This is a genomic window from Mycolicibacterium gadium, from assembly GCF_010728925.1.
GTDB lineage: Bacteria > Actinomycetota > Actinomycetes > Mycobacteriales > Mycobacteriaceae > Mycobacterium > Mycobacterium gadium.
In genome coordinates this window covers 4305314-4324090 of sequence record NZ_AP022608.1, presented here as the reverse complement: position 1 = coordinate 4324090, position 18777 = coordinate 4305314, and the positions used below count along the sequence as shown (strand labels likewise).

17 protein-coding genes are annotated in these 18777 nt (G+C 66.0%); 10 read left to right on the top strand and 7 right to left on the bottom strand.

The window, feature by feature from the left end; genetic code table 11:
* Positions 1-16: 16 nt before the first annotated feature.
* The 4 genes from rpsR to G6N36_RS21320 form a co-directional block, all read right to left on the bottom strand.
* The gene (gene rpsR, locus G6N36_RS21335; RefSeq protein WP_014210198.1) at positions 17-280 is read right to left on the bottom strand and encodes a 30S ribosomal protein S18; all 264 of its coding nucleotides are present in this window, start codon (positions 278-280) and stop codon (positions 17-19) included.
* Positions 281-318: 38 nt separating this feature from the next.
* Positions 319-855 carry a single-stranded DNA-binding protein gene (locus G6N36_RS21330; RefSeq protein WP_163688831.1) on the bottom strand — a complete coding sequence of 179 codons (537 nt, stop codon included), beginning with the start codon at positions 853-855 and terminating at the stop codon, positions 319-321.
* A gap of 79 nt (positions 856-934) precedes the next feature.
* Complete coding sequence (gene rpsF / locus G6N36_RS21325; protein ID WP_083126552.1) at positions 935-1225, bottom strand: 30S ribosomal protein S6; 291 nt, start codon at positions 1223-1225, stop codon at positions 935-937.
* A gap of 121 nt (positions 1226-1346) precedes the next feature.
* The gene (locus G6N36_RS21320; protein WP_235690127.1) at positions 1347-2075 is read right to left on the bottom strand and encodes an SGNH/GDSL hydrolase family protein; all 729 of its coding nucleotides are present in this window, start codon (positions 2073-2075) and stop codon (positions 1347-1349) included.
* Positions 2076-2160: 85 nt separating this feature from the next.
* Between G6N36_RS21320 and G6N36_RS21315 the strand changes: the two genes are divergently transcribed.
* Complete coding sequence (locus G6N36_RS21315) at positions 2161-4074, top strand: patatin-like phospholipase domain-containing protein (protein WP_163688830.1); 1914 nt, start codon at positions 2161-2163, stop codon at positions 4072-4074.
* Here the strand turns inward: G6N36_RS21315 and G6N36_RS21310 are convergent.
* The 3 genes from G6N36_RS21310 to G6N36_RS21300 form a co-directional block, all read right to left on the bottom strand.
* Positions 4047-5672: a glycosyltransferase family 87 protein gene (locus tag G6N36_RS21310; protein ID WP_163690797.1), complete on the bottom strand. Its 1626-nt coding sequence runs from the start codon at positions 5670-5672 to the stop codon at positions 4047-4049. The two genes, G6N36_RS21315 and G6N36_RS21310, sit on opposite strands and share 28 nt — an antisense overlap.
* Positions 5673-5719: 47 nt before the next feature.
* Positions 5720-8059: a transglycosylase domain-containing protein gene (locus G6N36_RS21305; protein ID WP_163690798.1), complete on the bottom strand. Its 2340-nt coding sequence runs from the start codon at positions 8057-8059 to the stop codon at positions 5720-5722.
* Between the two features lie 193 nt (positions 8060-8252).
* Positions 8253-8687 (bottom strand): DUF5318 domain-containing protein, encoded by a 435-nt coding sequence (locus G6N36_RS21300; RefSeq protein WP_163688829.1) that lies wholly within the window; start codon positions 8685-8687, stop codon positions 8253-8255.
* 103 nt (positions 8688-8790) lie between these two features.
* Here G6N36_RS21300 and G6N36_RS21295 point away from each other — a divergent pair, with 103 nt between their 5' ends.
* The 9 genes from G6N36_RS21295 to G6N36_RS21255 all read left to right on the top strand — a co-directional run bounded on the left by G6N36_RS21295 (position 8791) and on the right by G6N36_RS21255 (position 18734).
* Entirely contained in the window at positions 8791-9654 is an 864-nt protein-coding gene (locus G6N36_RS21295) for a DUF1707 SHOCT-like domain-containing protein (RefSeq protein ID WP_163688828.1), read from the top strand.
* A gap of 118 nt (positions 9655-9772) precedes the next feature.
* Positions 9773-10318 carry a PadR family transcriptional regulator gene (locus G6N36_RS21290; RefSeq protein ID WP_163688827.1) on the top strand — a complete coding sequence of 182 codons (546 nt, stop codon included), beginning with the start codon at positions 9773-9775 and terminating at the stop codon, positions 10316-10318.
* Between the two features lie 44 nt (positions 10319-10362).
* Entirely contained in the window at positions 10363-11439 is a 1077-nt protein-coding gene (locus G6N36_RS21285) for an inositol-3-phosphate synthase (RefSeq protein WP_163688826.1), read from the top strand.
* Positions 11440-11533: 94 nt separating this feature from the next.
* Positions 11534-12433 carry an Rv0045c family esterase gene (locus G6N36_RS21280; RefSeq protein WP_163688825.1) on the top strand — a complete coding sequence of 300 codons (900 nt, stop codon included), beginning with the start codon at positions 11534-11536 and terminating at the stop codon, positions 12431-12433.
* Positions 12434-12555: 122 nt separating this feature from the next.
* A complete protein-coding gene (locus tag G6N36_RS21275; RefSeq protein WP_163688824.1) occupies positions 12556-14628 on the top strand; it encodes a PhoX family protein in 2073 nt (690 codons plus the stop codon).
* A 19-nt stretch (positions 14629-14647) separates the two neighbouring features.
* Entirely contained in the window at positions 14648-15439 is a 792-nt protein-coding gene (locus tag G6N36_RS21270) for an LLM class F420-dependent oxidoreductase (protein WP_179964829.1), read from the top strand.
* A gap of 59 nt (positions 15440-15498) precedes the next feature.
* Positions 15499-16176: a GntR family transcriptional regulator gene (locus tag G6N36_RS21265; protein WP_163688823.1), complete on the top strand. Its 678-nt coding sequence runs from the start codon at positions 15499-15501 to the stop codon at positions 16174-16176.
* A 48-nt stretch (positions 16177-16224) separates the two neighbouring features.
* Positions 16225-17994, top strand: coding sequence for an ABC transporter substrate-binding protein/permease (locus tag G6N36_RS21260; protein WP_163688822.1), 1770 nt, complete (start codon positions 16225-16227; stop codon positions 17992-17994).
* Entirely contained in the window at positions 17994-18734 is a 741-nt protein-coding gene (locus G6N36_RS21255; RefSeq protein ID WP_163688821.1) for an amino acid ABC transporter ATP-binding protein, read from the top strand. The genes G6N36_RS21260 and G6N36_RS21255 overlap by 1 nt, the downstream gene beginning before the upstream one ends.
* The last annotated feature ends 43 nt before the right edge of the window (positions 18735-18777 follow it).

Genomic DNA, 18777 nt, shown 5'->3' with positions numbered 1-18777 from the left:
TGTCTCTTCCTCGCCTCTATCGCGTCGACGAGCTGAACGGCAGCAGCGCCACCTCGCGGGCGTTCTTCACCGCGATGGCGATGTCGCGCTGGTGCTGAACACAGTTGCCTGTCACGCGGCGGGCACGGATCTTGCCGCGCTCGCTGATGTAGGTCCGCAGCAGTGCGGTGTCCTTGTAATCGATGATCTGGTTCTTGCCCTTCTTCGAGCAGAACACGCACTTGCGAGTCTTGACCGGCTTCTCGGGAGCCGGGCGCCTCTTGGTCGAGGACTTGGCCATGTGTCTATCTCTTTCTGGAATTGCTGATCAGTAATGAGTCAGAAGGGGGGTTCGTCGTCGCTGCCGCTGAACGAGCCCGACGCGGGCGCGCTGCCCCACGGATCGTCTTGCCGGCCGTCGGAACCGCCGGCGCCGCCGGCACCGCCGGTAGCCGCACTGCGCGAGCCACCACCGCCGCCGCTGCCGAACCCGCCGCCACCACCGCCGCTGCGGCTGGCCTTGTTGACCTTGGCCGTGGCGTACTTCAGTGACGGGCCGATCTCGTCGACCTCGAGCTCCACCACGGTGCGCTTCTCACCCTCACGGGTTTCGAAGGAGCGCTGCTTGAGCCGTCCCTGCACGATCACGCGCGAGCCGCGAGTCAGGCTCTCGGCCACGTTCTCGGCCGCCTCACGCCAGATGTTGCAGCGGAGGAACAGCGCCTCGCCGTCTTTCCATTCATTGGTCTGACGGTCGAAGATGCGCGGCGTCGACGCCACGGTGAAGTTGGCGACGGCTGCGCCTGACGGCGTGAACCGAAGCTCGGGGTCTGCCGTCAGGTTTCCGATGACCGTGATGATGGTGTCACCAGCCACGAGTTCCTCCTGGATTGGGTTGTCGGCGCGAAGTCAGTCGCAGGCGAGCCTACGGAGCCGCTCCGACGTACGGCAGCCTTTAGTGCTTGTCGGTTCGCATGACCTTGGTCCGCAGGACGGACTCGTTCAGGTTGAGCTGGCGGTCCAGTTCGGACACCGTTGCGGACTCGGCCTTCACATCGACGACGGCATAGATGCCCTCGGCGTGCTTGGCGATCTCGTAGGCCAGCCGGCGCTTGCCCCAGATGTCGACCTTGTCGACGGTGCCGCCGTCCTTGCGGATGACGTTGAGGAACGTCTCCAGCGACGGAGCAACAGTGCGCTCGTCGAGAGTGGGGTCGAGAATGACCATGATTTCGTATGGACGCATGAGAACCACACCACCTCCTACGGTCTTGTTCGGCCACGGTCGTTCCGTGACAGGAGGGTTACCTGCGTCGGCAACCGGCCCAGGCTACAGGAATGCCCGCTGATCTGCGAAATCGCCTAGCTCACCGACACGGCGCGGGGACCGCGCTAGCCAGCTCGCCCGCCCACGCTTCGTAGGCTTCCTGGGTCGGGTGAATCCCGTCCTCGACCCATTGGTTCTCGTCGGCCTGTTGCGTGTACAGCGGTCGCATGTCGATGAATTCGGCACCCGCCGCGTTGGCCTCTTCGATCAGCACGCTGTCGAACGCCTCACGCTGTGCCGCGAGATCATCGCCGTAAGTCTGCCCCTCGGGCGACCGAAACCATTCGTTCTGCGCCAGCACGATCACGCGCGCACCACCGGCCGTCGACGCATCGAGTACCGACTTCACGTTCTTTCGGTAGTCCTCGATCGTCACACCGTTGACGATGTCGTTGGCACCGGCCTGGAAGGTGATCAACGTCGGTGCGAACGAGTCGATCTGGGGCACCTCGTCGGTCAGCACCTGCTCGGCCGTGTAGCCGCTGATGCCGGCATTCTGCAGTTCTACCTGGCAGCCTTCACCGCGCCACCGTTCGGCGAGCAGCGCTGGGAAAGCACCCGTCTGCTCATCCGGGGCGCCGACGCCCTGGCTCAGCGAATCGCCCAACGCGAGATAGCGCACGGTGCCGTCGTTCGGTACGGCGGAGGTCGTGCCACCGCCCTGCTGCGCCGTCGGCGGCGAGGGTGCCGGGCTGTCGGACTTGCCGCAGCCGACCAGCGCGGCGGCCACGCAGGCCAGTACGAGGATGCCTCGGATCCGGCGCATCATCCGTTGACAATAGCTTCGAGCGTGGCTGCGTCAGGCTTAAAATTCCAGTGTTCTCCGTCGGCCAACCCTGATTGGAGATGTGCCCATGACCGGTCTGCCATTCGACTGCGACCTCGTTTTGAAGGGCGGAATCACCAGCGGTGTCGTCTACCCCACCGCCATCGTCGAACTCGCCCGCGATCACCGCTTCCACAACATCGGCGGCGCGTCGGCAGGAGCGATCGCCGCCGCCGCCGCTGCGGCAGCCGAGTACGGGCGCCAGACCGGCGGCGGCGGCTTCGACGAACTGAACGCGATTCCCGGGGAATTGGCGCAGGAGGACGCGACGTCCCACCAGACGCTGCTGCAGCGACTTTTCGTGGCGCAACCCGAAACCCGCGAGTACTTCGACCTGTTCTGGCAGCAGAAAAAGCTGGACGGAGGGCTCTTCACACGCGCCAAGGCCGTGCTTCCAACCCTCCTCCGGCACAGTCCAATCGTTCCAAAGTTCAAGGTGGCCAATCTCTTTGCTTTCGGCCTGCCGCTGGCGGCGATCGTCTGGGCGGTGCTCGCGCGCTCACCGGGAACGATCGCGTTCGCCGTGCTCGCAGTGCTCGTCGGCGTGGTCACCTACCTGGTCGCTCGCGTGGTCGAGGGCGTCATCCACGCGGTCGGTCACGCGCAGCAGGCCGTCGCCGCCAACATGCACGGCCTGGTCAACGGGCGCTCGGTCGGCGACCAGATGGGACTCACCGATTGGCTGCACGAACGGATAGAGCGACTGGCGGGCGGCGATCGTCAATCACCGCTGACCTACGGCGATCTCAAAGAACACGGCATCGGCCTCGTCACGCTCACCACCAACCTCTCGCAGAGCGCGAGTGAGACCTTTCCCTTTTCAGACGAAACATGGGCGTTCAGGCCCGACGACATCCGCAAGCTGTTTCCCAAACCGGTCGCCGACCATCTCGAACGCCTGGGCCAGGTGGCTACCGAAAAGTCGAGTAGGCGAACGGAACTCAATGCGGCGGAACTGCTCAAACTGCCGCGCGCAGAGGACATACCAGTGCTCGTCGGCGCGCGGATCAGTTTGTCCTTCCCGGTGCTGATCTCGGCAGTTCCGCTGTGGCGGCTCACATTCTTTCAACGGGAGAACAATTGGATCGCCGAATACCGCCAGGTCTGGCTGTCCGACGGTGGCATCTGCTCGAACATGCCGGTCCACCTGTTCGACCATCCGTTGCCGTCACGACCGACCTACGGGATCAACCTCGGCTCCGCCGCAACCGGCGACGGCGGTATGGCTGCTGCCCATCGCAACGTGTGGCGACCGATTCAAGCAGGGGTCGGAGACGGATCTCCGATTGTCGGCATCACGTCGACCGGTGGACTGCTCGGTGCGGTCCTGACAACCATGCAAACCTGGTCGGACAACTTGGCAACCAAGGCGCTCGGCGTCCGTGACCGCATTTGCACCATCCAGTTGGCCAAGGGTGAGGGTGGCATGAACCTCGACATGGACAGTGGGACGATCACCGGCTTGATCCCGAAGGGACGGGCAGCCGGGGAGAACCTGGGTTGGATGGTGCGGGGTGACATCCCCGAGCATGTCGACCTTCCTCCCCACATCGGCCCCGCCGAGGCCACAACTCAGTGGACCAGGCACCGGTGGACGCGGCTCCGCTCGACAGCCCTCGGAGCAGGCAAGTACATTGAGGCAGTCAAGGGCGGGTGGACCAAACCCGCTGTGCCACAACACGGACCGATGCAGAACGACCTGACGTACACCCAGCTCGCCGGGAGCGCGGACACGCTCTCGTACTTGCCGTACGTGTCGAAGTGGAGCGCAGCCGCAGGTGCCGACCTGACGGCTGGCATTGGGGCGCTGACCGCTGTCGACCTCGGCGTCGCCGAAAAATTTGATCCGCCGCCGTATCGGCGACTCACGTTGAGCACGCGCGGAGAGCCCGAGACCGAACTCAACAAGCGCACTCAGCGCGACGAACTGCCCACGAGCTGATCGGAATCAGGATCGGGATCGGGCTGCGGCGCGCTCACCCGCACCCTGTCCCGATCCGGCCGTAGCCAGTCGGGCAGCCATCGAGGCGGATCGTCGGGCGCGCGGTCGAAGACTCCCCCGGCCGGGTCGTCGACCTCACCGCCGAAGCGCACCAGATCCTTGTCGGGTCGATAGATCTGATGAATCACCAACGCGCACAAGCCGATCACTGCGAGATCCCGGATCACCACCACGACGGTGAACGGTTGCTCGGGCAGGCCCTTGTTCTGCTGGCCGTAGAGGTACAGCATCCGCGGAATCCACACCAGCGCGTCTACCGTCATCCACGCGAGCAGGATGCGCCGGTGGGGCAGGGCGAGCACCGCCAGCGGCACCAGCCACAGCGAGAACTGCGGGCTCCACACCTTGTTCGTCAACAGGAACGCCGCGACGACCAGGAACGCGATCTGCGCCACCCGCGGCCGCTGCTTGGCCGTCAACGCAATATAACCGATTGCGACACAGCAAGATACGAACAGCAGCGCCGACACGGTGTTCAGCACCGTCGGCGGCTCCCACACTCCCAGATCCGGATCGAAACCACCCCAGCCGGTGAACGACCGAATCACGTTGTAGATCGAATCCATGTCGTCACCGCGACGGCTGTTGAGCCGGAAGAACTCTGACCATCCCCTCGGGAACAGCACCATGATCGGCAGGTTCACCAGCACCCAGGTGACCGCGGCGGCGAGCGCCGTCTTACCGACCTCACGTCCCTTGCCGGTGCGCACCGCCAACACCAGCAGCGGTGCGAGCAGCAACAGCGGATACAGCTTCGCCGCCACGCCCAGGCCGATCAGCACGCCCGCCAGCACTGGCTTTCGCCGCGCCCACGCAAGCATCGCCCCCGTTGCGAAAGCCGTTGCGAGCGCGTCGAAGTTGGTGAAGATCTGGAAGATCACGATCGGCGAGGCCGCTACCAGGGCCGCATCCCACACCCTGCGCGGGCCGGCTAGTCGAGACGTCGCCCATACCGTAGCCAGCCACGCCAGCGCCAGCCCGAAGGCCGCGATGTTGAAGAACATCACCACCTCGGCCAGGATCGGCAGCGACACGAGCTTCGCCAACGCGGTGTATGACTTCGCCAGCGTCATCGAGCCGTATTGGTACAGCCCGGTCAACACCGGATACTCCATGTACCGCACCGCGACGTCGCCGTCGTACCTGATCTTCGGCTTACCGTCGCCGTCCTTTTCGGTCCAGCTGGACTTGTACGGGAACTTGCCGAGGTTCAACAGTTCGGCGGTGTAGAGCGGAACGGTGTCGGAGTAGCAGAGCTGGTAGTACGCCCGCTGATTGTCCCAGTTGGCGACGCGCTGGTCAGGCGGGCCGGTACCGGTGGTCTGCAGGCACGCCGCCTTGGTCGAGTACCCGAGCGCGAGCAGCACCAGCGCGATGAGCAGCATGGCGCGCAGCGGCGTGAAGAACCGTTGACGGCCGATGAGCGCGTGCCTGCCGACCGGGCCGCCGATCACTCCGGACAGGGCGGCGCCCATTGTGTCTGTGCGGCTTGGCATGTCCCGGTTGTCGAGACTCCGAGTGTCGAGCGCACGCGGCATCGGCGACACCGTCGATGGCTCGCCGTCGTCCCGGCCTGGCACGTCGGTCACGGAGGCGGAGGCGGTGCACCCGGCACGCCGGGGGGTGGCGGCGGCGGAGGCGCACCGGGCGCTACGGGCACGCCGGGCGCCCCGGGCGCAGGCGGGCCGACGGGCACAGTCGTAGGCGGGCCCCACGGAATCGTGACCCCGGGCGCCAGCTCGATCGTCGGCTGGATCACGGTGGTCTGCGGCACGGGCGGGACGTCCGGCGGCGGGGTTGACGACGGCGGCGCCGGGGCTTGCGGCACACCGGCGTAGCCGCCGATCTCCTCGGGCTTCGGGAACGTCTCGTTGTCCGTTCCGTCCAGCGCGCCGTCCATCGTCGCCTTCCAGATGTCCGACGGCAGACCCGAACCGTAAACCGGCGAACCCCATTGGTTCTCCAGCGGTTTGGTGCCTTCGGTGGTGCCGACCCAGACCGCCGTCGACAACGACGGCGTGAAGCCGACCATCCACGCGTCACGGTTGGCGCCGGTGTCCCCCAACTGGTTCGTACCCGTCTTCGCGGCCGACGGACGTCCGCCGGCCAGCGCGTGGCCGTTGGAGTAGGCGGCGATCGGCTGCATCGCGGCGATCACGTTCTCGGCGACCTTCTTGTCGATCCGCTGCTCGCCCTGGTTGTCCTGCTGCGACGCGTCGAACAGCACTTCGCCGTTGGCGTTGACGACCTTCTGCACGAAGTGCGGTTTGTGGTACACGCCGGACGCCGCGATGGTCGCGTACGCCGACGCCATGTCGAAAACCCGGCTCTGGTATTGGCCCAACACGATGCCGTTGTTGGGTGGTCCGCCCTGACCGTCCTCGGACAGCGTGTGGTCGACGCCGGGGAAGCTCTCGGCGATGCCCGCCTCGTGGGCGGCCTTCGCGACGTCGGCGGGCCCGTTCTCCAACTTGAGCATCAGCCGGTAGTAGCTGGTGTTCAGTGAGCGCTTCAGGGCTTCGGCGATGTTGCAGGTGCCGCAACCGCCGCCTTCGACATTGTTGATCGTGATGCCGTTCATCGACACCGGCGAACTGTCGACCTGAGTGCCGAGGCCCATGCCCTGCTGCAGTGCGGCGATCAACGCGAACACCTTGAACGACGAGCCCGTCGGCAGACCGGCCTGGGCGAAGTCGAATCCGTTGGCGTCGGTTCCGCCGTAGTACGCCTCGACCCCACCCGTCTTCGGGTTGATCGACACGATCGCGGTGCGCATGTCGGGATCCTGGCCTTCGAGGTATTCGGCCGCGGCTTCCTCGGCGGCCCGCTGCGCCTGCGGGTTGATCGTCGTGGTGATCTGCAGGCCCTCGGTGTTCAGGGTCTGTTCGTCGATGTCGAACAGCTCGAGCAGTTCGCGCTGCACCTGCCGTTCGATGAGTCCGTTGGGGCCCGTGGTCTGGTTCTGCGACCGCGCCTGCTCAGGCGGCACGGTCACCGGGAATACCTGCCCCGCGCGCTCTTCGGGTGACAGCGCACCGATGGTCACCATGCCGTCGAGCACCCAGTTCCAGCGCTCCACCGCACCCTCGGGGTTGACGGCGGGATCCAGGCCGGACGGCTGCTGGATGAGCGCGGCCAGCAGCGCGCCCTCGGCGACCGAGAGCTGTTCGACGGGTTTGTCGAAGTACGCCCTCGACGCCGCGGCGATGCCGTACGAGCCGCGGCCGAAATAGATGATGTTCAGGTATGACTGCAGCACCTGGTCTTTGGACCAGTCGCCGGCCATCTTCGTCGAGATGACCACCTCTTTGGCCTTGCGGATCAGGCCGCCGACACCCGAGCGCTCGTCGCCGACCAACGCGTTCTTCACGTATTGCTGGGTGATGGTGGAACCACCCTGCAGGTCGCCACCGAACAGGTTGTTCTTCATGGCCCTGATGAACCCGGTGAACGAGAACCCCGGGTTGGAGTAGAAGTCGCGGTCCTCGGCGGCCATCACCGCGTTGCGCACCTGCACCGGTATCTGGTCGATGTTGACGTCGACGCGGTTGCCTTCCGGCGGAACGATTTTCGCGAGCTCGCTGCCGTCACTGGCCAGGATCGTCGACACCTGATTGGTGCGGATGTCGCCCGGGTTGGGCACCTCCACGATCATGTACGCCATCGCGAAGGTGATGATCGGCAACACGATCATCGCGACCACCGCGACGAGGGTTCCGCGTCGGACCCACTTCCAGTTGATCTGGGGCCGCTGACGCGGCGGCCCACCCCCCGGCCCCTCCGGAGGCCCCCCACCGCCGGGTGGACGGCGCGGCGGTGGCGGAGGCGGCTGCTTGGGCGCCGGTGTGCCGTCGAGCGCGGCCTTCACCACGTCGATGGGATCGCGCCACTGCGGCGGCGCAGCGTCACGCACCGGGGGCAGTATCGCGGTGTGCCTGTCGTCGGGCGGACGGCTGCGCGTCCGCGGCGGCGCCGGTGCCTCACCCGGCGGACGTTGGCGTGCGGCGTCCCCGGAGTGACGTCCCGCGCCCTCTGAATGCTTTGGTCCCGGGTCGCTCACGCCATCAGCCACTCGCCCGGCATGGGCGTCGTTGGCTGACCGGTCGTGGCGCCCTTCGCTATTCACTGGCCGTGCGCGCACGACTGCGCGCCGTCTGGGTCCGCCTCGGTGTGCGCGATCCCTTCGGTGGCGGGATGGCGCCGAGTACGTACGACTTGACCAAGTGATTCCAGCTGCAGGTGCGGCATACCTCCACCACGTGTACGGAGAACTCGTCGTAACGGGTCGCCAGCAGGACCAGCTCCTCGGCGGTGCGCGCCGAGCCGGACACGGCGCCCAGATGGTCGCCGAACACCCAGGACACCAGGGTGAGCTGCTCCTTGCGACAGATCGGGCACATCACCGAACTGGGCTTCCCGTGGAACTTCGCGGCTCGCAGCAGATAGGGATTGGCGTCGCAGACCTCCGAGACGCCGGTGCGTCCCGAATAGACCTCCGCCAGCAGGGACCGTCGCCGGAGGGCATAGTCCACCACCTGTCGCTGCAATCGCACGGAGACCAGAGTACGTCGGCCGCGCGGCGGCCGAGGCGCGACGCCGCCGTGGCTTACTCCCCGTAGGCGGTGACCTGGACGCCGGACATTTACGATCATCGTCGTGGCGAACCGGCAGACGGCAGGAACGCGGGCCAAAGACAGCGATCGCAACGACACCTGCCAGATCCTCGACAGTGCGCTCGCCGACGGGCAGCTGTCGATGGAAGAGCACCGCAACCGCGTCGCACTGGCGACGCAGTCGGAGACCCTCGGCGACCTGCAGTCGCTGATCTCCGACCTGCAGACCGGCAATGCGCCCGTTCAGTTGCCCGACCTCAAGCGGCAATCGAGGATGCCGTCCGGCGGTGGTGGCGGGTGGGGAATCCGCCTAGCCGTGGCCGGTGTGTTGGTCGCGCTCGGCATCGGCATCGGCTGGGGCCTCTACGGCAACACCACGTCGCCGCTGAGCTTCACCTCCGACCCCGGCGCGAAGTCCGACGGCATCCCCGGCAAGGTCCTGACCCCACCGAAGCAGCTGCAGTCCCTCGGTGGACTCAACGGCCTGCTGGAGCAGATGCGCCAGCGGTTCGGCGACACCATGGGATACGACATGGTGATCTATCCGGAGTACGCGGTGCTGTACCGGCCCGACCCCAGCGATGAGCGCCGCAAGCTGAGCTACACCTATCGCGGCGGGTTCGACGATCCGACCACGTCGGCCAAGAGCGAGGATGACGTCCTGGTGGACCTGGGCGCGTTCGACGTCGAGACCGCGGTCGGCATCCTGCGCGGCGCCGCCGAGACCGTCGGCCTGAACCCCGCCGACGTGAAAAAAGACAGCACCTACCTGACGATCGACCCGGCGAAGGATCCGACGGCGCCCGGCGAGCTGACGCTGCGCGCGAACGTGTCGAGTGACTTCGGCAGCGGTTCGGTCACCTTCGCCGGCGACGGCACGGTCAAACGCATCGACGACGTGACCTGACCCCGCGGTTCGCGGCGAGGCGCCGCGGCTTAACCCTCCGTTGGCGCCGAATATATCGGCGCGATACTATTGCCGGAGGTGTTGGACCGCCGTAACGAAAAGCAAAGGGGGCGATCTGATGTTGGAGCTCGCCATCCTGGGCCTTCTGCTCGAATCCCCCATGCACGGCTACGAGCTGCGTAAGAGATTGACGGGTCTACTGGGTGCTTTTCGGGCGTTCTCCTACGGCTCGCTGTATCCCGCGCTGCGGCGCATGCAGGCCGACGGACTGATCGTGGAGGACGCCGCGCCCGAGGGCATCCCGAAGATGCGTCGTGCGCGCCGGGTCTACCGGCTCAGCGAAGCCGGCATACAACGATTCACCGAGCTGGTTGCCGACACCGGCCCCCAGAACTTTTCCGACGACGGATTCGGCGTTCACCTCGCCTTCTTCAACCGCACACCCGCCGAAGCGCGGATGCGGATTCTGGAGGGCCGCCGTCGTCAGGTGGAGGAACGCCGCGAGGGCCTGCGCGAAGCAGTGGCACGGGCCAGCAGCTCGATCGACCGCTACACCCGGCAGCTACACCAGCTCGGGTTGGAGTCCAGCGAGCGTGAAGTGAAATGGCTCAACGAACTGATTGCGGCGGAACGGACCGCGCAGCAACGGGCTGAGCAGCCGTAAGTACGACCGGGTTGTAGGACAGGGACAGAAGGGAAGAAGCCGTCATGACTTCTAATTCAGACGTGCGCGTCGCGATCGTCGGCGTGGGCAACTGCGCGTCGTCGCTGGTACAGGGCGTGCAGTACTACAAGGACGCCGACGAGAACGCCACGGTTCCCGGCCTGATGCATGTGCGGCTCGGCCCGTATCACGTGCGCGACGTGAAGTTCGTCGCCGCGTTCGACGTCGACGCCAAGAAGGTCGGCTTCGACCTCTCCGAAGCCATCTTCGCGTCGGAGAACAACACCATCAAGATCGCCGACGTGCCGCCCACCAATGTGGTCGTGCAGCGTGGTCCGACGCTCGACGGCATCGGCAAGTACTACGCCGACACCATTGAGGTGTCCGACACCGAGCCGGCCGATGTCGTCAAGATCCTCAAGGACAACGAGGTCGACGTGCTGGTGTCCTACCTGCCCGTCGGCTCGGAAGAGGCCGACAAGTTCTACGCGCAGTGCGCCATCGATGCCGGTGTGGCGTTCGTCAACGCGCTGCCCGTCTTCATCGCCTCCGATCCGGTGTGGGCCAAGAAGTTCGAAGACGCCGGCGTGCCGATCGTCGGCGACGACATCAAGAGCCAGGTCGGCGCGACGATCACCCACCGCGTCATGGCCAAGCTGTTCGAGGACCGCGGCGTCCAGCTGGACCGCACGATGCAGCTCAACGTCGGCGGCAACATGGACTTCCTCAACATGCTCGAGCGCGAGCGCCTCGAGTCGAAGAAGATCTCCAAGACCCAGGCGGTCACCTCCAACCTGCAGCGCGAGTTCAAGACCAAGGACGTGCACATCGGCCCCTCCGATCACGTCGGCTGGCTCGACGACCGCAAGTGGGCCTACGTGCGGCTGGAGGGTCGCGCGTTCGGTGACGTGCCGCTGAACCTGGAGTACAAGCTCGAGGTGTGGGACTCGCCGAACTCGGCAGGCGTCATCATCGACGCGGTGCGCGCCGCCAAGATCGCGAAGGATCGCGGCATCGGCGGGCCCGTCGTCGCCGCGTCGGCGTATCTCATGAAGAGCCCGCCGCAGCAGCTGCCCGACGACATCGCTCGCACCCAGCTCGAAGAGTTCATCGAGGGCTGATCCTCGATTCAACTTTTTGTGTCGTTTGTTGCCGCGAATAGCGAGTTAGCGCGGCAACAAACGCCACAAAACGGGTGCGGGATAGGGTGCCCTAATGACGGACATCAGCGCTGATGACGAGCTCGCCTCTCTCTCGGAGTTCACCTTCCTGCGGGAGAACGCCAAGCAGGCCGGTGCGACGGGCCCGCTACCGACTGTCGAGCGCATCAACTCCGCGGCCATCAGCGCGCTGAAGTTCGGCGACGCCGGGCCACGGGTCGTGTTCCTGCATGGCGGCGGACAGAACGCGCACACCTGGGACACCGTGATCATCGGCCTCGGGGAGCCGGCCCTGTCGATCGATCTGCCCGGGCACGGGCGCTCGGCATGGCGCGAGGACGGCGACTACGGGCCCAAGCGCAATGCCACCGCCGTCGAACCCGTCGTGCGTGCGTTCGCGCCGGACGCCGACCTGGTCGTCGGAATGTCGCTGGGTGGGCTCACCGCACTGCGACTGGCGGTCACCGCACCCGACCTCGTGCGCAAGCTGGTCCTCGTCGACGTGACGCCGTCGGCGCCCGAGCGGCACACCGAGATGACCGACGAGCAGAAGGGCACCGTCGCGCTGGTTCAGGGCGAGAAGTCGTTTCCGAGCTTCGACGCGATGCTCGAAGTCACCGTCGCCGCCGCACCCCATCGGGACCGGGAGTCGTTGCGGCGCGGGGTTTTCCACAACGCCAAACGGCTCGACGACGGCACCTGGACATGGCGCTACGACTCGATCCGCAAGGGTGAGGGCTTTGACGGGTTGTGGGACGACGTCCCGCAACTCACGACGCCGACGACGTTGGTGCGGGGCGCGAACTCGTTCTTCGTCAACGATGACGATGCCGCCGAATTCGCCCGTATCGCACCGGGATTCCAGACCGTGCACATCGTCGAGGACTCTGGACACTCGGTGCAGAGCGATCAGCCGGTGCGGCTGATCGAGATCTTGCGAGGGTTGCTCGACTAGGCCCGCTCGATCGTTTGATTTCCGTTCATCTGTTGCTTGCCGACTGCTACACCTGTTGTCGTAGGTTTTCGCGCGTCTGGCCGCAGCCCTGGCCGGGCAGCCCAACAGAAGGAACCGCAGCCATGACGCTCGTGCCTCTCAATCTGCTCGTCACCCACAACGGCAAGTCCAAGCGTCAGCACATCACCTGCGTGTACAAGTGCGGCGACGCATGCTCCAAGCCCGTCCCCAACACCAGCGACAACGAGTACTTCGGCGACATCGTCAAAGCGGTGTCGCGCCGCTCGATGCTGCGGGCCGGGGGCATCGCGGTGCTGGCCGTGGGTGCCGGATCGGCACTGGCCGCCTGCGGATCCGACGAACAGCCGGCCGCCACACCGACGTCGTCGTCCGCGGCTCCCGCCGAACCGCCGCCGGGCATGAAGTTCAGCTCGGTCGCGCCCAACAGCGAGGACCTCGTCGTCATCCCCGACGGCTACCAGCAGGCAGTCGTCATCAGCTGGGGCGACCCCGTGCTGTCTGGCGCCCCGACGTTCGACGTCGCCAGGCAGACCGGCGCCGCGCAGCGAGCGCAATTCGGTTTCAACAACGACTTCGCCGCTCTGCTGCCGATCCCAGGTCAGCAGAACCGTTTCCTGCTGGTGACCAACTTCGAGTACGTCGACCCGATCTTCATGTTCCCGGGCTACGACAAGGACAAGCCGACGCGTGAGCAGTTCGACGTCGAAATCGCCGCCGTCGGCATGGGTGTCGTCGAGGTCGAACGCACGCCACAGGGCCTCAAGCCCGTGATGGGCCGCTACAACCGGCGCATCACCGCCGACACCCCGATGACGCTCACCGGTCCCGCCGCGGGCACCGACTTCGTCAAGACCGCCGCCGACCCGGCCGGGCGCACCGTCGCCGGCACCTTCGCCAACTGTGCGGGCGGCGTAACCCCATGGGGCACAGTGCTTTCCGGCGAGGAGAACTTCCAGGACTATTTCGGCGCCGCCGAGGGTGCGCCCGCGCCTGCCCCGGTGGACGCCGACCGCCTCGACCGCTACGGCATCTCCGCCGAACCGTCGACACTGCTTTGGGAGACGTTCGATCAACGCTTCGACCTGGTGGCCACGCCCAACGAGCCCAACCGCTTCGGCTACGTCGTCGAGCTCAACCCGTGGGATCCGGCCTCGGCGCCGGTGAAGCACTCGGCGCTGGGCCGGCTCAAGCACGAGGGCGCCAATATCAAGGTCACCGACGACGGCACCGTGGTCGCGTACACCGGCGACGACGAACGCTTCGACTACATGTACAAATTCGTCTCAAGCAAGAAGATGCGCCCCGGTACCGATCCGGCCGCCATCGCCTACAACATGACGCTGCTCGATGAGGGCACGCTGTACGTCGCGAAGCTATCCAGTGATGTCCCGGCCAACGAGATCGACGGCTCGGGCAAGCTGCCGTCGAAGGGCTCGTTCAGCGGCACGGGCACCTGGCTGCCGCTGCTGCGCTCGGGCCCCGACGGGCAGGCCGAGTCGCTGGTCGACGGCATCTCGCCACAGGAGGTCGCCGTCTTCACCCGGATGGCCGCCGACAAGGCGGGCGCCACCAAGATGGACCGCCCCGAGGACTTCGAGGCCAACCCGAAGACCGGCAAGGTCTACGTCGCGCTGACCAACAACAACGAGCGCGGCGCCCCCGGGGAGGCCCCACCCGATGCGGCCAACCCGCGCAACGACAACAAAAGCGGTCAGGTCCTCGAGCTCACCGACAACCACGCGGGCACCGACTTCACCTGGGATCTGCTGCTGGTGTGCGGCGACCCCGTCGCGGCCGACACCTACTTCGGCGGGTTCGACAAGACAAAGGTCAGCCCTATTTCCTGCCCGGACAACCTGGCGTTCGACAGCCACGGCAACCTGTGGATCTCGACCGACGGTAATGCACTCGACTCCAACGACGGGCTGTTCGCCGTCGCGTTGGAAGGTCCTGGCCGCGGCGAAACCAAGCAGTTCCTCACCGTGCCGCTCGGTGCGGAGGCGTGCGGCCCGATCGTCACCGACGATCTCGTGACGGTGTGCGTGCAGCACCCCGGCGAGTACGACGACAACAGCATCGACAACCCGGTGTCACGCTGGCCCGAGGGCGGCAACGGGACGGCGCGGCCGTCGGTGGTCGCGGTATGGCGGACCGACGGGAATATCGGAACGTGATCGCGGTTACATCTACACCGTGAGCAATCCAATTCGTGTCGGCGTTCAGCTGCAGCCCCAACATGCCCCGCAATACCGCCACCTCCGCGACGCGGTGCGGCGCTGTGAAGACATCGGTGTCGACGTCGCGTTCAACTGGGATCACTTCTTCCCGCTGTACGGCGACCCCGATGGTGCGCACTACGAGTGCTGGACGATGCTCGGCGCGTGGGCCGAGCAGACGACCCGGCTGGAAATCGGCGCGCTGGTCACCTGCAACTCGTACCGCAATCCCGAGTTGCTGGCCGATATGGCGCGCACCGTCGACAACATCAGCGACGGCCGGCTGATTCTGGGTATCGGTTCAGGCTGGAAGCGAAAGGACTACGACGAATACGGCTACGAGTTCGGTACTGCGGGTAGCCGCCTCGACGACCTGGCGGGCGCGCTGCCGCGGATCACGTCGCGGCTGGCCAAGCTCAATCCGGCACCGACGCGCGACATTCCGATCCTCATCGGTGGTGGTGGTGAGAAGAAGACACTCCGCCTGGTCGCCCAGTACGGCGACATTTGGCACAGCTTCGCCGACAGTGCCGAGTACCCACGCAAGGCCGAAGTGCTCGACGGCCATTGCGCCGAGGTCGGGCGCGATCCCGCTGAAATCGAAAGGTCAGCGGGTGTCGCGGGCGACGACGAGGACGCGCTGCTCAAGGAGGCCGACGCATTGGCGGGGCTCGGAGTGACCCTGCTGACCGTCGGCGTCAACGGCCCCGACTACGATCTGACGCAAGCAGAGGCTTTGTGTCGCTGGCGCGCGAGCCGCACCGGCTAATTACTGAAGCTGCGTAACTGCTCCGGGTCGGGTATGCGCCGTGAGAGGCTTGTATCGCCATGCCCAAGAAGTATGGATTCAAAGAGAAGGACCTCGTGGTGGCGCACGTGGTCAACCTGATTCTGACCGGCAAACTCCGGTCCGGAGATCGAGTGGACCGCAACGAGATTGCGCACGAACTCGGGGTTTCGCGGGTGCCCATTCAGGAAGCCGTCGTCCAACTCGAGCACGACGGCATCCTGTCGACGCAGTATCACCGGGGTGCTTACGTGGAGACGTTCGACGAATCCGTCGTCCGCGAGCACCACGAGATCTACGGAATGCTCAGCGGTGTCGCGTCGGCACGCGCCGCCGACGTCCGGAACCCGGCGCACCTCCACCAGCTCGGCACCTTGCTGGAGACGATGCGCGCCAACATCGACTCGCGCGCCTTCCAGGATGCGGCGTTTCAATTCCGCGTCCTGATCAACGAGGAGTACTCGGGCCCACGGCTACTCGCCGTCATCCGGGGGTCGCAGTCGTTCCTGCCGCGGGTATTCTGGCCGGCTTACCAAGACAATCACCGAGATCTGCTGCGGTTCCTCGAGGCGGACTATGACGCCATCCGTGCCGGCGACGGTCCGGCCGCGCGTGCCGCCAACCACGGGCGGGCCGCGCTCATGGCGCAGATCATGCTCACCGAACTGGTGCGGCGCGGGGTTCTGCCGCCCCAGGGCGTGGCGCAGGTTGGGTTCTGAACGAGCCGAAGGCGGTCCGTCCGCGCCGGAGGTCGATACCTTGCAGGGATGAGCTTCTGTAGGACACTCGCCGTGGCGCTCATCGCACTGCTGGTCGGCAGCATCGGGATGGCTGGGCCCGCGGCGGCCCAGGTCGACCAGTGCGCGCCGCCCGGGATCAAGAGCGCCAGCGCGCTACCGACCAACCTCGCGACCGCCGCCACCGGACCCGACGAGGACCGGTACACCACCGCGACCGTGCAGCCGCTGGACTCCATCGACGTCACGGCGCTCGGACTGAGCGAGCCGGGGACGCTCACCGTCGGCACACTGTCGGACGCACCGCCGAGCATCTGCATCAACTCGGCGGGCCAATTCACTGGATTCGACAATGAGCTACTGCGGGCCATCGCCGAAAAGCTAGGCCTGAAAATCAATTTCGTCGGCACCGAGTTCTCCGGTCTGCTGGCACAGGTGGCGTCGCGTCGCTTCGACGTCGGGTCGTCGTCGATCACCACCACCGACGCGCGTCGCCGGACAGTCGGTTTCACCAATGGCTATGACTTCGGCTACTTCTCGCTCGTCGTGCCGACAGGGTCACCGATCACCGGATTCGACAAGCTTGCCGCCGGACAGCGCATCGGTGTCGTGCAGGGCACCGTCCAGGAGGCGTACGTCATCGACACGCTCGGCCTGGATCCCGTCAAATTCCCGGACTACAACACCGTCTACGCCAGCCTGAAAACCCGGCAGATCGACGCCTGGGTGGCGCCGTCACAGCAGGCGTCGGGCACAGTGCAACCGGGTGATCCCGCCGAGATCATCGAAAATACGTTCAGCTTGGACAATTTCGTCGCATGGGCGGTCGCGAACGACAACCCGCCGCTCATCGACGCGCTGAATTCCGGGCTCGACGCGATCATCGCCGACGGCACGTGGTCGCGGCTCTACACCGATTGGGTGCCGCGCGCGCTGCCGCCCGGATGGAAACCGGGTTCGAAGGCTGCGCCCGCACCGCAGCTGCCCGACTTCAACGCGATAGCGGCCGAGAGCCAGGAGGCGCCTTCGGCGGCGGCCGCGCCCAAGTCGACCCTGTCCCAATTGGCTGCGGCGTTCGGCAATTGGGAGTTGTACAAGCAGGCCATTCCCGATCTGTTCAAGACCGGCCTGCCGAACACCTTGATTCTGACGGTCAGCGCGGCCGTGATCGGTTTGACGCTCGGCATGGCACTGGCGGTGGCGGGCATCTCCCGGCATCGCTGGCTCCGTTGGCCGGCGCGGGTGTACACCGACATCTTCCGCGGACTGCCCGAAGTCGTGATCATTCTGCTGATCGGACTCGGGCTCGGCCCGGTGGTCGGCGGGCTCACCGGGAACAATCCGTATCCGCTCGGCATCGCCGCCCTTGGCCTGATGGCCGCTGCGTACGTCGGGGAGATCTTCCGGTCAGGCATCCAGAGCGTCGAGTCCGGTCAGATGGAAGCATCACGCGCGCTGGGCTTCTCGTACACGTCGTCCATGCGGCTGGTGGTGGTGCCGCAGGGCATCCGCAGGGTGCTGCCGGCGTTGATGAACCAGTTCATCTCGCTGCTGAAGGCGTCGTCACTGGTGTACTTCCTCGGGCTGATCGCCACCCAGCGCGAGCTGTTCCAGGTCGGCCGCGACCTCAACGCGCAGACCGGCAACCTGTCGCCACTGGTCGCCGCCGGAATCTTCTACCTGCTGCTCACCGTGCCGCTCACACATTTGGTCAACTACATCGACGGCCGATTGCGCCGCGGCAACAAACCCGCCGAGGAAGACCCGCTCGAGCTGTCGCGAAGTCAGGAGATGATCTGATGACCAGTCCTGCTGAGCCGGTCTCGTTGAGCGCCAACGATATTCATCTGTCGTTCGGTCCGAACGCGGTGCTGCGCGGTGTGGAGATCGACGTACCCGCGGGCACCACCACGGCGGTCATCGGGCCGTCGGGGTCGGGCAAGTCGACGTTGTTGCGGACGCTGAACCGGCTGTACGAGCCCGATCGCGGCGACATTCTGCTCGACGGCCGCTCGGTGCTGGCCGACAATCCGGACCAATTGCGGCAGCGCATCGGAATGGTCTTCCAACAGTTCAACCTCTTCCCGCACCGCAGCGTGCTGGACAACGTGACGCTGGCGCCGCGCAAGCTCAAGCGGCTCGACGCCGAGCAGGCGCGCGAACTCGGGTTGGCCCAACTGGATCGGGTCGGACTGAGGCACAAAGCCGCGGTCCGCCCGTCGACCCTGTCCGGCGGGCAGCAACAGCGGGTGGCGATCGCGCGGGCGCTGGCGATGGCGCCGCAGGTGATGTTCTTCGACGAAGCCACCTCCGCGCTGGACCCCGAGTTGGTGAAAGGTGTGTTGGCGCTCATCGCCGAGCTCGGCGCCGACGGCATGACGATGGTCGTCGTCACCCACGAAATGGGCTTCGCCCAGTCGGCGTCGGATTCCGTGGTGTTCATGGACCACGGGAAGGTCGTCGAGTCCGGTTCCCCCGACCAGGTGTTCGGGGCCGCCGAGACGGACCGGCTACGGCGCTTCCTTTCGCAAGTTCTCTGAGCTTTTACGTGCTCGTCACACAACTTGGCAGGCTCAGACAGGT